This window comes from Stenotrophomonas sp. YAU14A_MKIMI4_1, assembly GCF_003086855.1.
Lineage (GTDB): Bacteria > Pseudomonadota > Gammaproteobacteria > Xanthomonadales > Xanthomonadaceae > Stenotrophomonas.
The window spans coordinates 821,898-836,524 of record NZ_CP025998.1 but is presented as its reverse complement, the minus strand read 5'-3'; the positions used below and the strand labels follow the sequence as shown (position 1 = coordinate 836,524).

13 protein-coding genes are annotated in these 14,627 nt (G+C 67.3%); 5 read left to right on the top strand and 8 right to left on the bottom strand.

All coding sequences use genetic code 11. From position 1 onward, the window contains the following. Nucleotides 1–9: 9 nt before the first annotated feature. Nucleotides 10–354 carry a DMT family protein gene (locus tag C1931_RS03620; protein WP_108755443.1) on the top strand — a complete coding sequence of 115 codons (345 nt, stop codon included), beginning with the start codon at nucleotides 10–12 and terminating at the stop codon, nucleotides 352–354. A 262-nt stretch (nucleotides 355–616) separates the two neighbouring features. Here the strand turns inward: C1931_RS03620 and C1931_RS03615 are convergent, their stop codons facing one another. The 5 genes from C1931_RS03615 to C1931_RS03595 form a co-directional block, all read right to left on the bottom strand. Then, nucleotides 617–1,546 (bottom strand): DUF6607 family protein, encoded by a 930-nt coding sequence (locus C1931_RS03615; protein WP_108755442.1) that lies wholly within the window; start codon nucleotides 1,544–1,546, stop codon nucleotides 617–619. Between the two features lie 84 nt (nucleotides 1,547–1,630). Further along, a complete protein-coding gene (locus C1931_RS03610) occupies nucleotides 1,631–2,233 on the bottom strand; it encodes a Hemin transport protein (protein ID WP_108755441.1) in 603 nt (200 codons plus the stop codon). 5 nt (nucleotides 2,234–2,238) lie between these two features. After that, nucleotides 2,239–4,431 carry a TonB-dependent hemoglobin/transferrin/lactoferrin family receptor gene (locus C1931_RS03605; protein WP_325051585.1) on the bottom strand — a complete coding sequence of 731 codons (2,193 nt, stop codon included), beginning with the start codon at nucleotides 4,429–4,431 and terminating at the stop codon, nucleotides 2,239–2,241. A 152-nt stretch (nucleotides 4,432–4,583) separates the two neighbouring features. Beyond that, a complete protein-coding gene (locus tag C1931_RS03600) occupies nucleotides 4,584–4,778 on the bottom strand; it encodes a hemin uptake protein HemP (protein WP_108748566.1) in 195 nt (64 codons plus the stop codon). A gap of 272 nt (nucleotides 4,779–5,050) precedes the next feature. Continuing rightward, a complete protein-coding gene (locus C1931_RS03595) occupies nucleotides 5,051–6,022 on the bottom strand; it encodes an aldo/keto reductase (RefSeq protein ID WP_108752206.1) in 972 nt (323 codons plus the stop codon). A gap of 193 nt (nucleotides 6,023–6,215) precedes the next feature. Here C1931_RS03595 and C1931_RS03590 point away from each other — a divergent pair, with 193 nt between their 5' ends. From C1931_RS03590 to C1931_RS03575, 4 genes are all read left to right on the top strand, one after another. Beyond that, the gene (locus tag C1931_RS03590) at nucleotides 6,216–7,514 is read left to right on the top strand and encodes a nucleoside transporter C-terminal domain-containing protein (RefSeq protein ID WP_108748564.1); all 1,299 of its coding nucleotides are present in this window, start codon (nucleotides 6,216–6,218) and stop codon (nucleotides 7,512–7,514) included. Nucleotides 7,515–7,539: 25 nt separating this feature from the next. Then, nucleotides 7,540–8,496 carry a ribokinase gene (locus tag C1931_RS03585; protein WP_108752205.1) on the top strand — a complete coding sequence of 319 codons (957 nt, stop codon included), beginning with the start codon at nucleotides 7,540–7,542 and terminating at the stop codon, nucleotides 8,494–8,496. A gap of 282 nt (nucleotides 8,497–8,778) precedes the next feature. Next, nucleotides 8,779–9,774: a tRNA dihydrouridine synthase DusB gene (gene dusB, locus C1931_RS03580; RefSeq protein ID WP_108757641.1), complete on the top strand. Its 996-nt coding sequence runs from the start codon at nucleotides 8,779–8,781 to the stop codon at nucleotides 9,772–9,774. A gap of 192 nt (nucleotides 9,775–9,966) precedes the next feature. Then, complete coding sequence (locus C1931_RS03575; protein ID WP_108755440.1) at nucleotides 9,967–10,794, top strand: class I SAM-dependent methyltransferase; 828 nt, start codon at nucleotides 9,967–9,969, stop codon at nucleotides 10,792–10,794. Nucleotides 10,795–10,819: 25 nt separating this feature from the next. On the opposite strand, the gene C1931_RS03570 is transcribed toward C1931_RS03575, so the two are convergent. The 3 genes from C1931_RS03570 to C1931_RS03560 form a co-directional block, all read right to left on the bottom strand. After that, on the bottom strand, nucleotides 10,820–11,848 hold the full coding sequence (locus C1931_RS03570) for a metal-dependent hydrolase (RefSeq protein ID WP_108755439.1): 1,029 nt from the start codon (nucleotides 11,846–11,848) through the stop codon (nucleotides 10,820–10,822). 161 nt (nucleotides 11,849–12,009) lie between these two features. Further along, nucleotides 12,010–12,810: a UDP-2,3-diacylglucosamine diphosphatase gene (locus C1931_RS03565; RefSeq protein ID WP_108755438.1), complete on the bottom strand. Its 801-nt coding sequence runs from the start codon at nucleotides 12,808–12,810 to the stop codon at nucleotides 12,010–12,012. Further along, complete coding sequence (locus tag C1931_RS03560; RefSeq protein WP_108755437.1) at nucleotides 12,807–14,504, bottom strand: GNAT family N-acyltransferase; 1,698 nt, start codon at nucleotides 14,502–14,504, stop codon at nucleotides 12,807–12,809. The genes C1931_RS03565 and C1931_RS03560 overlap by 4 nt, the downstream gene beginning before the upstream one ends. Nucleotides 14,505–14,627: the final 123 nt, after the last annotated feature.

The following is a 14,627-nucleotide window of genomic DNA, read 5'->3' as shown; positions in this document are numbered from 1 at the left end:
CGTACGCCGATGCCGTTCACTGCTTACCTGTACCCGGTGCTGTTGCTGGTGGCCAGCAACGTGTTCATGACCTTTGCCTGGTACGGGCACCTGAAGTACAAGAGCGCGCCGCTGATGCTGGTCATCATGGTCAGCTGGGGCATCGCCTTCTTCGAATACTGCCTGCAGGTGCCGGGCAACCGGCTCGGCAGCGCGGTGTATTCAGCGCCGCAGCTGAAGGGCATGCAGGAAGTGATCACCCTGCTGGTGTTCGCGGTGTTTTCCGCGTTCTACCTGGACCAGCCGCTGAAGTGGAACCACTGGGCCGCGTTCGGGCTGATCGTGATCGCCGCGTTTCTGATGTTCAAGGAATAAGCGCATCCACGCATGGCGTGGATCTACTGCAGGCGGCCCGATGGATCCACGCCATGCGTGGCTACGGAACCCCGGTAGATCCACGCCATGCGTGGCTACGGAACCCCGGTAGATCCACGCCATGCGTGGATGCGGTGCCGGGCAAGCCCGGCACCCACCAAAGCGGAGGTAGATCCACGCCATGCGTGGATGCGGTGCCCCGGTAGATCCACGCCACGCGTGGATGCGCTGCCGGAGAGACGCAGTCGAGCAGGGCTCGACGCTACAGAGGCGCCTTTTCCACGTACTTGGCGAAGACCTCGTCGATCTGCGCGTCCTTCACCTTCTTCCCGTCCTGGATGTCCTGGGCCTGGGTGAACAGCGGAATGATCATCGCCATGCCATCCAGCTTGGTCTTCAGGTGCACGCCCGGGGCCTGGCCAAGGAAGCCGTCCCAGCGCTGGCGCACCTTGCCCCAGTAACCGGCGGTGGCCTTCCAGTAATCGCGGGCCGGGGTGAAATCGACATCGGTGGTCTTGATGTAGTCGTTGAAGCCGAACTCGCGGGCGATTTCCACCTGGCTGCCATCGGCGTTGCGCTGCACCTTGGTGTTGAACTGCTCGTGGGTCCAGCCGTTCGGGGTCAGCGTGTGGCGGTTGATCACCGCCAGCGCGTTGTAGTCGCTGCGCTTGGTGTACTCACGGCGCGGCAACGGGCGCCAGCTCAGATCGCTGGTCCAGGTCGCCACGTTGTTGTCATAGCTCCAGCGCCCGGTGCCGCAGTAGCGCGGGGCATCACTCACTTCGTACACGCACTGGGTCCAGGCACCCTGGTTCTGCGCGGCCGGGATGGTACGTACCTGCCAGGTCTGCTCGGCGCTGAATTCGAAACGGTTCGGCGCCTCGTACACCCAGTCCTGCCGCCAGTGCTTGGTCACATGGCCGCTCTTTTCATCCAGCAGCAGGTGCTGCAGCACCACACGCTTCGGGCTGTCTTCCACCACCACCACCACTTCGTTGCCGCCGCTGCGCATGGCCGGCGCGCGTTCGTAGCCCGGCTTCAGCAGTACGGTTTCGTCGAAGGCGAAATCCACGGTGTATTCGCCCTGCATGGCCAGGATGCTGGCATGGTCGCGGGCGATGTCGGAGGGCTGGGCGTGGGCTGCGCCGGTGGCGGCGAGCAGCAGCATCGCACTGGCTGTCTGCAACTTCATCGAATGTCCTTGGCTCTACGGTTCTTGGAAAGGCCATCCGTGGCCGGTAGTCGTTCCATCAGGAGCGTTGCAGCGGGCGCGCGCTTACAGGCGCACCAGCGGCAGATCGTCCGGCGCGCGCGGGGCCGGGCGGCGCGCGGCGTCGGCACAGCAGCAGTCATCGATGGCCAGTTCGCCCTCTGCACCTTCCAGGCGGGCGATGCGGCGCGCGGTGGCCGCCCCCAGCGACGACAGCGTGGACAGGCTGGCGGCCAGCGTGCGGCCCTCTTCGGCCGCATGCAGGCGCAGTGCGCACAGGCGCCAGCGCTGCCCGCCCAGGTGGCCGGCCAGGCGCCGCCACAGGCGTTCGCCCACGCTGCCATCGACATCGCGCGGCGGCGCCGACGGCAACGCGGCCACCAGCCGGTCCCAGGCCAGGAAATCGCTGTCCGGCAGCAGGTACAGGCGCCATACGCAACGGCCGCGGGCATCGAGGAAACACAGGCTTTCGCGCAGGCCTTCGCTGTCCACGCCCTGGCAGGCGTGCACCGAAACCGCCTGGCGCCAGCCGCCGATCTCGCTGCCATCGGCGTGGTACAGGCACAGCACGGTGCCGAGCGCAGCCAGCTGCGCCGGCGTGGGCCAGACCTGCAGCGGCACCCGCGGCAGGGACGACGACAGACGACGTGCAGACAGGGCTCGGCTCATGGGATTCACCAGGAAACGGCAAGGCTGGCCGACAGCGTGCGGCCGGGGCTGGTATAGCGGTCCAGCACGCTGCTGCTGGCCGACAGGGTCGAGCCAACGTTGGACCAGTCGATGTAGCGCTTGTCGCCCAGGTTGAACACGCCCACGTTGAAGGTGGCGCCCGGAGCAAAGTTCCAGTGCGCCATCAGGTCGGCCACGCCATAGCCGGCCGGGCGGTAGACCGTGGCCGAGGCAACCCGGTCCTTGCGCTTGACGAAGGTACCGGCCAGCTCGACGCCCCAGGTATCGGTGTCGTACATCAGGCCGACCGTGCCGCGCATCGGGTCCACCGAATCCAGCGGGGTGTCTTCGGTCTTGTTGTCACCGCGCGACCAGGCCACCGCGCTGCGCAGCGCCCAGCCCTGCAGCGCGGGGCTGATCTGGCCGAAATCCACGCCGGCCTTCAGTTCGGCGCCGTAGATGCGCGCATCGGCGATGTTGCGCGACTGGAACACCATCAGGCCCTGCGCGTTGGTGCCGACCAGCGACTGCGACTCGATGAAATCCTTGTAGTCGTTGTAGTAGCCACTCAGGCTGACGTACGCCGCCGGCGACAGGAAACGCAGGCCCAGTTCCACGCCATCGCTGGTTTCCGGCTTCAGATCCGGGTTGGGAATGGCGGTGTAGCCGAAGGCGAAGTTGGTGAAGCCCAGGTTGACGTCGTTGTACGGCGGCGAGCGGAAACCGCGCGAATAGCCGGCAAACAGCGACCAGGCATCGCTGAAGCGATAGACCATGCCCAGCTTGGGCGAGACGCTGGTCTTTTCCAGCTTGGTGACGGCAACGCCGGGATTATCCTGGGCGAAGATCGAATCCACGTCCGGCTTCAGCTCGTAACGGTCCACGCGTACGCCCGGCACCAGCGACAGCTTGCCGCCGGCCATGCGCATTTCGTCCTGTGCATACAGGCCCAGTTCGGTGGTCTTGCTGATCGGGAAATCGCGCACCGGGAACACATCGGGCAGCAGCGTGCTGGTCACCTGGCCGTTGGCCAGCACCTGGTAGCCATCGCGCTTCTGCCGGATCTCGGTGCGCGCGCCTTCGAAGCCATAGGTCAGTGCGTGTTCCACGCTGCCGGTGCTGAAGGCCTTGTTGAACTGCGCCTGCAGGCCGTACACCTGCTGGTCGAAGTTGAACTCGCGATGGCGACGGGTGCGGTTGGCACGGTCTTCGTCGGTAACCTGGGTGGTTTCGCTGTGCTGGCTGTAGACCTGCCAGTGCAGGCTGTCGGCGAAGGCCTTGTCCAGCGCATCCATTTCATGGGCGAAGGACACGCGGGTGCGTTCCTGGGTGTCGTGCGCTTTCATGCCGGTGGTGGTGGTGCGGTCGATCAGCGACAGCACATCGGTATCGGTGCTGTCCTCGTTGCCTTCCACGGTCAGGCGGAAGCGCTGGTCCGCGCTGGGCGCGAATACCAGCTTGGCCAGGCCGCTGCGACCGTCGCGATCCTGTGGATTGGCCGCGGTACGGGTGTTGTTGCGGCTGCGCACGTCGCCCTGGTTGTCGGTTTCCTGGCCCTGGCGGTGGTTGATGTTGACCATGCCGCTCCAGCGGTCGCCGCCAAAGGCGGTGGTGATGCCGCCCAGCAGGCCCTGCCATTCACCGTCGTAGCCGAACTTCAGGCCAACGTAGCTGTCCTTGCCATCCTTCAGGTAATCGGTGGGGTCCTTGGTGACGAAGGCCACCACGCCACCCAGCGCATCGGAGCCGTACAGCGAACTGGCCGGGCCGCGCACGATCTCCACGCGCTTGAGCGTGTCCAGATCGGTGAAGTTGCGGTTGGCGTTGGAGAACGAGCCGATGCTGAAGCTGGTCGGCATGGCGATGCCATCGGTCTGGATGCGCACGCGGTTGCCGTCCAGGCCACGGATGCGGATGCTGCCCAGACCAAAGCGGGTCGCGCTGCGGCTGGCCGACAGACCCGGCTCGTAGCGGATCAGGTCCTGGAGGTCCTGCACCAGATGGCGGTCCATCTGTTCGCGGTCGATCACATCCACCGTGGCGGCCACATCGCTCACGGCGCGCTCGGTGCGCGTGGCGGTGACCTGCACGCGATCAAATTCGCGCGCGTCGGGCGCGGCATCGGCTTCGGCGGCGGCATGGGCGGACAGCGGCAGGGCCATCCACAGGGCGATCGACAGGGCGGTCTGGCGGGTCATCGGTCTTGGGTCTTCGGGCACACAGGGGGAACCCCCGGCCACCGGCACGCAGAACGTGCACGGACAGCCGAGGGGGAGAGAGCGGGAGCGGACGGGTCGCCCACCCTGCCAGCGGGCCGGCAGGTGGGAGGGGTGCGGGCGACCGGGCCGCGTTACTTGGTCAGGATCAGCTTGTCGTTGCTGGTGTGGCGCAGCCGATAGAAACGGTCGCCGTGCTGGATCAGGATTTCACGACGGCCCTTGAGCAGGGCTTCGCTGTCGATGACCTCTTCGGCCGGAACGGCACGCACCGGGCGGTCGCGGAGGGTCAGCGTTTCGGGGCGCAGCAGTACAGGTTGAGCATTCATGAGCGTCTGGACTCGTGCGAGGGACGCGATAGATGATAATGATTCTCAGTTGACAATCAACAACCATTCTCAATTCGGGCAATGAGATTATCTATTGAATTGTTAATTTCAATAGACAGTGGCTATTGATTGGGTAGAGTCGAGCTTGCTCGACTGCGCTTGCTCAGGAGCAGTCGAGCAAGCTCGACTCTACGAAAGGCAAAGGCAGGAGCAGACGAGCAAGCTCGACTCTACGCAAGGCGTGGCGCGCGGGTCCGGCGCCACCAGGGCGATCAGACGAACGCGGCTTCCACCCGTGCCCAGCCGGCCTCGTCCATCTGCGCCAGCACGTCCAGCGCCTGCAGGTTCTGCAGCAGCTGCGGCACCCGGCTGGCGCCGAGGATGACGCTGGACACGTTCGGGTTGCGCAGGCACCAGGCAATGGCCAGGCTGGCCGGGGCATGCCCCAGCTCGCGGGCGACCTGGCTGAAGCGGCGAACCTGGGCCAGGCGCGCGGCAGCGTTGTCGCCCAGCACCAGGTCCTGCAGCCAGCCCATGCCGTCACGGCCCAGGCGCGCGTCGGCGGGAATGCCATCGTCGTACTTGCCGCTCAACAGCCCCGACGCCAGCGGCGAGAAGATGGTGGTGCCCAGGCCCGGCGCTTCATACAGCGGGGCGTATTCCACTTCCACCCGCTCGCGGTGCAGCAGGTTGTACTGCGGCTGCTCCATCGACGGGCCCTGCAGGTTGTGCCGCGCGGCCACTTCCAGCGCCTGCTGGATCTGCGCGGCCGACCATTCCGACGTGCCCCAGTACAGCACCTTGCCCTGCCGCACCAGGGTATCCATGGCGTGCACGGTTTCGGCGATGGGCGCGTCCGGATCCGGGCGGTGGCAGTAATAAAGGTCCAGATAGTCCACCCGCAGGCGCTTGAGCGCGGCGTGGCAGGCATCGGTCACATGCTTGCGCGACAGGCCGCGCTGGGTCGGCCGCGGGTCCTTGGCACTGCCGAAGAACACCTTGCTGGACACGCAGTAGCCGTCGCGCGGCAGCCGCAGATCGGCAATCACATCGCCCATCACCTGCTCGGCGCGGCCGTTGGCATAGCCCTCGGCGTTGTCGAAGAAGTTGATGCCATGATCCCAGGCGGCGGCCACCAGGTTGCGCGACTCGTCCCGGGCGACCTGGTCGCCGAAGGTCACCCAGGCGCCGAAGGACAGGGCGGAAATCGGCAGGCCAGTGGAGCCCAGGCGACGGTAGAGCATGACAATCTCCTGCTGCAGGCCCGCATCCGGGCCGGGATCGAGCCCCCATTCTACCTGTCCCGGCAACCGCCAAGCCCTTGCCGTTGCTGGCTTGTTCGGTGCCGATGGGAACCGGCAGGCGGCTTTTCCTTGCTCCGGCCCCTGCCCTGCACTAGGCTTCCCGTTTTTCGCGACGCCCCAGGGGAGTCACCACATGGTCGAAGGTTTGGGCAGGATCGGCTTCGGCCTGTTCGGGTTGGCGGTGCTGATCGGCATCACCTGGCTGTTTTCCAACAACAAGCGCGCGGTGGACTGGAAACTGGTCGTCACCGGCATCACCCTGCAGATCGCGTTCGCGGCGCTGGTGATCCTGGTGCCGGGCGGTCGTGATGTGTTCGACGCCCTGGGCAAGGGCTTCGTGAAGGTGCTGAGCTTCGTCAACGAAGGCTCGGGCTTCATCTTCGGCTCGTTGATGGACACCAAGAATTACGGCTTCATCTTCGCCTTCCAGGTGCTGCCGACCATCATCTTCTTCTCGGCGCTGATGGGCGTGATGTACCACCTGAACATCATGCAGGGCATCGTGCGCGTGATGGCATGGTCGATCACCAAGGTGATGCGCGTGTCCGGTGCGGAAACCACCAGTGTCTGCGCCAGCGTCTTCATCGGCCAGACCGAGGCGCCGCTGACCGTGCGCCCGTACATTCCGAAGATGACCCAGTCCGAGCTGCTGACCATGATGATCGGCGGCATGGCCCACATCGCCGGCGGCGTGCTGGCGGCCTACGTGGGCATGCTGGGCGGTGGCGACCCGGTGCAGCAGGCGTTCTACGCCAAGCACCTGCTGGCCGCCAGCATCATGGCCGCGCCGGCCACCCTGGTGGTGGCCAAGCTGCTGATTCCGGAAACCGGCACCCCGCTGACCCGCGGTACGGTGAAGATGGAAGTGGAGAAGACCTCCAGCAACATCATCGACGCCGCTGCTGCCGGCGCCGGCGATGGCCTGAAGCTGGCCCTGAACATCGGCGCCATGCTGCTGGCCTTCATCGCCCTGATCGCCCTGCTGAATGCCCCGCTGACCTGGATCGGTGATGTGACCGGCCTGGCTGCCGCCATCGGCAAGCCGACCAACCTGTCCACCATCTTCGGCTACGTGCTGGCGCCGATTGCCTGGGTGATCGGCACCCCGTGGGCCGACGCCACCACGGTGGGCTCGCTGATCGGCCAGAAAGTCGTGATCAACGAGTTCGTGGCCTACACCGAGCTGTCGCAGATCGTGAACGGCCAGGTGGCCGGCGTGAGCCTGTCCGACGAAGGCCGCCTGATCGCGACCTATGCGCTGTGCGGCTTTGCCAACTTCAGCTCGATCGCCATCCAGATCGGTGGCATCGGTGGCCTGGCCCCCGAACGTCGCCACGACCTGGCCAAGTTCGGCCTGCGCGCGGTGCTGGGCGGTACCATCGCTACCTTCATGACGGCCACCATCGCCGGCGTGCTGACCCATTTCAGCTGAACCCCTGTTTGAGAAAAGATTCCCTATGAGCAGCAGTGTCGTTGTCGTCGGTTCCTTCAATGTCGATCACGTGTGGCGGTGCGAAGCACTGCCGGCACCGGGTGCGACCATTGCCGGCCGTTACAGCACCGGCCCGGGTGGCAAGGGCTTCAACCAGGCCGTAGCCGCCAGCCGTGCCGGTGCCGACACGCACTTCCTGTGCGCGCTGGGCGACGACGCCGGTGGCGCCATGGCCCGTGACCTGGCCGCGCAGGACGGCTTCGCCCTGATCGCCGAAGCCAGCGCCGAGCCGACCGGTACCGCCGGCATCTATGTGGATGCCCGTGGCCGCAACACCATCGTGATCGGCCCCGGCGCCAATGCCGCCCTCAGCACCGACTTCCTGCAGCAGCAGCAGGCCCTGCTGGCCGGCGCCAAGGTGGTGCTGGTGCAGCTGGAATCGCCGGTGCAGACCATCGAAGCGGCGCTGGCCGCCGCCCGCGAAGCCGGTGTGACCACCGTGCTCAACGCGGCCCCGGCCGATGCCCCCTCGAGCATCGGCCTGCTGAAGCTGGCCGATGTGATCACCCCGAACGAGACCGAGTTCGCCGCCCTGCTCGGCCGCCACGTGGGCGAGCGCGTGGACGCCGACGATGTGGCCGCACTGGATGGCGCCAGCCTGCATGCGCTGTGCCGCAAGCTGGTGGGCAACGGCACCGTGGTGGTCACCCTGGGTGCGGTGGGTGTGTTCGTGTCGCATGCCGACGAGCAGCTGCGCGGCGATACGCAGCCCTACTACCGCGTGGGTGCCGAACAGGTGCAGGCGATCGACACCACCGGTGCCGGTGACGCGTTCAACGGCGCACTGGCCGCTTCGATCGCCCAGGTGCCGGACGCCCCGTTCGCGCGCCACGTGCGCTTCGCCAACCAGTTCGCCGGCCGTTCCACCGAAAAGGAAGGCGCCGCCGCGGCCATGCCGCGCTTCACCCCGGCTGACGTGTAAATCCACGCCATGCGTGAAGGAGAACCCCGGGCGTGCGAATGCCCGGGGTTTTCTGTGTCCCGCCGCCCACCATGATCGGACTTTAGGGGCAGTAGATCCACGCCATGCGTGGATGGGCGTTAGCGCCTGACCCAGCCGCCTACCATGGCCCAGCCCTTGGGGCGGTGGAAGCAACCGTCAAGCATCTGCTGATTCCCGTGCGGCATGACCTCGGTCCGGATCGGCCTGAATGGGCGCCCCTGGCAGCGGGCCTTCGCCCCGCCCGCGCCCTACAATGGGCACATGCAGATCGGCCCGTACACCATTGCCCCCAACGTCGTGCTCGCGCCCATGGCCGGCGTCACCGACAAGCCGTTCCGCCTGCTGTGCAAACGGCTGGGTGCGGGTCTGGCCGCCTCGGAAATGACCATCAGCGACCCGCGCTTCTGGAACACGCGCAAATCGATCCACCGCATGGACCATGACGGCGAGCCTGCTCCCATCAGTGTGCAGATTGCCGGCACCGAGCCGCAGCAGCTGGCCGAGGCCGCCCGCTACAACGTCGACCACGGCGCGCAGATCATCGACATCAACATGGGCTGCCCGGCCAAGAAGGTGTGCAACGCCTGGGCCGGTTCCGCGCTGATGCGCGACGAGGCATTGGTGGCGCGCATCCTGGAGGCGGTGGTGAACGCGGTGCCGGTGCCGGTCACCCTGAAGATCCGCACCGGCTGGGACTGCGACCACCGCAATGGCCCGCTGATTGCGCGCATTGCCGAGGACAGTGGCATTGCCGCGCTGGCGGTGCATGGCCGCACCCGCGACCAGCATTACACCGGCCAGGCCGAATACAGCACCATTGCCGAGATCAAGGCCGCGCTGCGCATTCCGGTCATCGCCAACGGCGACATCGATTCGCCGCAGAAGGCGGCGCAGGTGTTGCAGCAGACCGGGGTGGACGCGGTGATGATCGGCCGTTCCGCACAGGGCCGGCCGTGGATCTTCCGCGAAGTGGCGCACTATCTGGCCACCGGCCAGGAACTGCCGCCGCCGTCGCTGGCCGAAGTGCGCGACATCCTGCTGGGCCACCTGCATGCACTGCACGCGTTCTACGGTGAACCGCAGGGCGTGCGCATCGCCCGCAAGCACCTGGGCTGGTACGCCAAGGACCGCCCGGAAAACGCTGCCTTCCGCGCCGTGGTGAACCGCGCCGAAGACCCAGCCAGCCAGATCGCACTGACGGCCGAATACTTCGACCGCCTGATCGCCGGGGAGCCGGCCATGCCCACAGCCGCCTGACCACAGCCCATTCGCAACGTCGAGCTTGCTCGACCACCGCATTGGTAGAGTCGAGCTTGCTCGACCACCGCACTTGTAGAGTCGAGCTTGCTCGACTGATCTTCAAAACAGTCGAGCAAGCTCGACTCTACGCACCCTGCATCGAGCAAGCTCGACGCTCCCCAGCAAACTCGACCGCCACACGAGCCCGCCATGACCCCGCCGATCTCTTCCCCCACCTATCTGCACGGTTTTTCCGGCACCGAACAGCAGCGCCTGATGACCCAGGCACGCCTGCTGGAATCAAGCATCTTCGGCCAGATCGACTACAGCGGCGCCCGCCGCCTGCTGGAAGTGGGCAGCGGCGTGGGCGCGCAGACCGAGATCCTGCTGCGCCGTTTCCCCGACCTGCACGTGACCGGCGTGGACCTGAGCGAGGCCCAGCTGGCCACGGCGCGCGAGAACCTGGCGCGCACGCCCTGGTGCAGCGACCGCTACACCCTGCAGCAGGCCGATGCCGGTGAGCTGCCGTTCGAGGCGCGCAGCTTCGATTCGGCCTTCCTGTGCTGGGTGCTGGAGCACGTGCCTTCGCCGGCCCGCGTATTGAGCGAAGTCCGCCGCGTGCTGGCGCCGGGTTCGCCGGTGTACATCACCGAAGTGATGAATGCCTCGTTCCTGCTCGATCCGTATTCGCCGCACATCTGGCGTTACTGGATGGCCTTCAACGACTTCCAATACGACCACGGCGGCGACCCGTTCGTCGGCGCCAAGCTGGGCAACCTGCTGCTGGCCGGCGGCTTCCGCGACGTGCATACCGAGATCAAGACCATCCACCTGGACAACCGCGAACCGGCGCGCCGCAAGACCATGATTGCGTTCTGGGAACAGCTGCTGCTGTCGGCGGCCGACCAGCTGCTGCAGGCCGGTGCGGTGGATGAGGAGACCGTGGAAGGCATGCGCCGCGAGTTCCGGTTGGTGCAGAACGATCCCAACGCGGTGTTCTTCTATTCGTTCGTGCAGGGCCGCGCCACGGTGTATTGAGAACCCATCCACGCATGGCGTGGATCTACGGGGTGTGCCAGATGCGCTGCCACATCATCGCCAGCCGGCCCTTCATCGCGGCCCGCGCCTGCGGGCTGCTGTAATCGGTGCGGCGCTGCTCGGGCACGATCGGCTGCCACTGTCCGTCGGCCTGGCGGGCCACGGCGAAGTTGAAGGTGTAGTCCGGTTCCAGGCCCATGCGCAGATCGCTCAGCACCAGGGTGCCATCGACCACCTGCGCGCGCATGAAGCCGCGATTGAACCATTGCAGGCGCTGCACGGCAGGCAGGTGCGCGGCCTCGCGCAGCGCCTGCACGTTCGAGGCATGCCCTTCGAACTGCATCGGCCCACCGTCGGCCAACAGCGAGCGGTCGCCCACCACGTAGCCACTGGGCGTCATCGCCACCACCCGCCACAGCAGGGTGTTGAACGGCATCGGCACCGAGAAGCGCGGCGCATCGCCCAGGCCCATCGCGGCCAGGCTCTGCTGCGCGGCCTTGTCCACCTGCGCCTTGGCCACCAGCCCCCAGCCCAGGTAGGCGCTGCTGACCAGCAGCGCCATGCCCAGCACCTTGCCAGCCCAGGGCCGCGCGCGACCGAACCAGGCCAGCACGCAGCCCAGCAGCAGCCACACGGTGTAGGCCGGGTCGATGATGAACACACTGGAGCCCATGGCAGGATGCGGCTGCAGCGGCCACCACAACTGCGTGCCGTAGACAGTGAACGCGTCCAGCAGCGGATGGGTCACCAGCGCCAGCTGGACTGCCCAGAACCAGCGCACTGGCGACTGTGCCACGCGCCCATGACCGAAGCGTTTGAACAGCCACCAGATCGCGGCGGCCACCCAGGGCAGCACCAGCAGCGAGTGGCTGAAGCTGCGGTGCTCGACCATGTTCGCCACCGGATCGCTGGCGGTGAAGCCGAGCCAGAGCGCGTCCAGGTCCGGCAGGGTGCCCAGCGCCGCGCCAGCCAACAGGGCCGCGCGGCGATGGCCGGGCGGAGCGATGGCAGCAGCTACCGCGCCACCGAGTACGATCTGGGTCAATGAGTCCATGCCGCGATGCTAGCGCGAAGGCGCGCGCAGGGTCGACGTACGGCGGAACGACGGAACGACGGTAGAGTCGACTGTCAGTCGACTGCTCTTCCGTCATACCGCGAAAATCCCGCGCTGCGCGCGATAGTCGACTGACAGTCGACTCTACCCCTCGCGCGGCATCAGGCGGCCTGTCGGATGCGTGCGCCTGGCAACTCGACCAGGGTCCGGCCGGTGTGGTCGAGCAGGCGCAAGGCGCCGTCATGGTCTTCGGCCAGCGCGCTCAGGCTTTCCACCCAGTCCCCATCGTTGGCATAGACCAGGCCATCGCGTTCGATCAGCGCCGCGCGATGGATGTGCCCGCAGACAATCCCGTCCAGCCCCCGCCGGCGCACATCGTCCAGGCCGGCCTGCACGAAGCGCTGGATGTAACGCTCGGCGGCACTGCTGCGCCGCTTCAGGAACTCGGACAGCGACCAGTAGCGCAGCCCCAGCGGGCGCCGCACCGCATTGAACAGGCGGTTGCCGGTCAGGATGCGGTAGTACAGCCAATCACCGAAGCGCTCCTGCAGGCCGCCGAAGTGGGTGGCGCCGTCGTAGTCGTCACCGTGCACCACCAGCAGGCGGCGGCCATCGGCGGTCACGTGGATGGCCCGCCGGCGCACCTGCATGGCCGGCAGCATCATGCCGCAGACCTGGCGCAGCGAGGCATCGTGGTTGCCGGGAATGTAGATGATGTCGGTGCCTGCCCTGTGCAGCGCGTGCAGGGCCTGCACCACATCGCTGTGTGACTGCCGCCAACGCGCGCCGCGGTGGGCCATCCACCACAGGTCGATGATGTCGCCCACCAGGTACAGCCGCTCGCAGCGCAACCGGCCCAGGAAGCCCGCCAGTTCTGCGGCGTGGCAATGCGGCGAGCCCAGGTGCACGTCAGACACGAACACGGCCCGATGGCGCGGCGGCAGCGGCGCCACCCCGCTCATGCCACCGCCCCCGCATCGCGCAGGTAGCGCTTGCGCTTGTGTGGCCGGATCGCCTGCAGGTCCACCTCGATCAAGCCGTCGATGGAATCGCTGAAATCCGGATCGACACCGAAGGCCAGGAAGCGGGCACCACCGGGTTCGCACAGCTCGGTGTATTGCCGGTACAACGTTGGCACCACCGTTCCCAGTGCGGCCAGGTTGGCCTTCAGCACCTCGAAGGCACCGGCAGCGTCCAGTTCACCGTAGCTGGGCGGCGCGGCGAAATACTGGAACGGGCGATGCGATTCGACCAGGCCCTGCGCGCCACCGTGGTAACGCTGGTAGTAGGCCACCAGCTGCTCACGCGCATCGCGCGGCAGTGCCGCACTGATGGACACCGCGCCGAACAGGTAGCGGATGCCCGGCTGGCACTGCAGGTAGGCACCGATGCCCTGCCACAGATAATCCAGGCTGCGGCTGCCCCAGTACTCGGGCACCACGAAGCTGCGTCCCAGTTCCAGCCCTTCGGCGATGCGCGGAATCGCATCGTCGGAATAACGGAACAGCGAAGCGCTGTAGAGGCCGCCCAGGCCGCGACGGGCCAGCGCCTGGGCGCCGCGCATGATGCGGTAGGCACCGGCGATGCGCTGCGCCACCGCATCCCAGATCACGATGTGCTGGTAGTCCAGATCGAACGCGTCCAGATCGCGCGCGCGACCGGTGCCCTCGTCCACGCGGCGGAAGGTCAGTTCGCGCAGGCGCCCCAGTTCCAGCAGCAGCGGGCAACCCGCTGCGCAGCGCGCCAGCAGGATCTGCTTGCCGTCACCGGTCTGGCCCAGCAGCTGGGCCGTCGCCACAGCCCGGGCCACCTCGGCCGGCGGCAGCGGTGCGGCCAGCGGTTCCTGCGCCGGCGCGGCCGCGTCGCTGCAGCGCAGTGCATACAGCGCGCGCCGCACCGCCAGCAGCTGGGCGCTGGCATCACCGTGGGCGAGCTGCATCGGCTGGCCGATCTGCAGCCGCAACGGGCGCCCGCGGCGGGCGAACATCTCGCGCGCCAGCAAGGCGGTGCCGGCCGGCTTGAACAAGGCCGAGGCGCTGTAGAACAGCAGTGAATTGCGCGCCTGCACCCGCACCGGCAGCACCGGCGCCGACGATGCGCGGGCGAAACGGACGAAGCCACGCTGCCAGCGCCCATCGCGGATGCCATGCACCGACAGCCGCGACACTTCACCGGCGGGGAACACGATCACGCACTGTTCGGCGGCCAGCGCCTGTTCCACCGCCTGCAGGCTGGCGCGCTGCACCTTGCCGCCCAGCATGCGCACCGGCAGCAGCAGCTCCTGCAGCGGCGCCAGCGCGCCCAGCAGGTCGTTGGCCACGATGCGGACATCGCGCCGCACCCGGCCCACCGCATCCAGCAGGGCCAGCGCGTCCAGCGCCCCGGACGGATGGTTGGCCACGATCAGCAGCCGCCCCTGCGCCGGAATGCGATCCAGTGCGCCGGCTTCCAGCTGGTACGGGCTGCCCAGGAAATCCAGGCTGGCGGCGACGAAATCGAAACCGCGCAGGCCCTCGCTGCGCTGCAGGAAGGCCTCGATGCGGTCCAGCCGCGACCAGCGACCGATACCGCGCAGCAGGGGCCGGGCAAGCTGCCCCCGGCGGCCATGGAACCATTCGGGGAAGCGTTGCTGGAGGCGCTGCTGCAGTTCCTGCATGGCGTGCTCGCGGGTGCCCGGCGGCCGGATTGGCGCAGAGCCTGCGCCCCGGCCAAGGCAGGCAGATGGCGGTTTGGCGGCAGAAAAATGACCGTCCCGCCCCGCGCATCCCCCCGCCCCGCC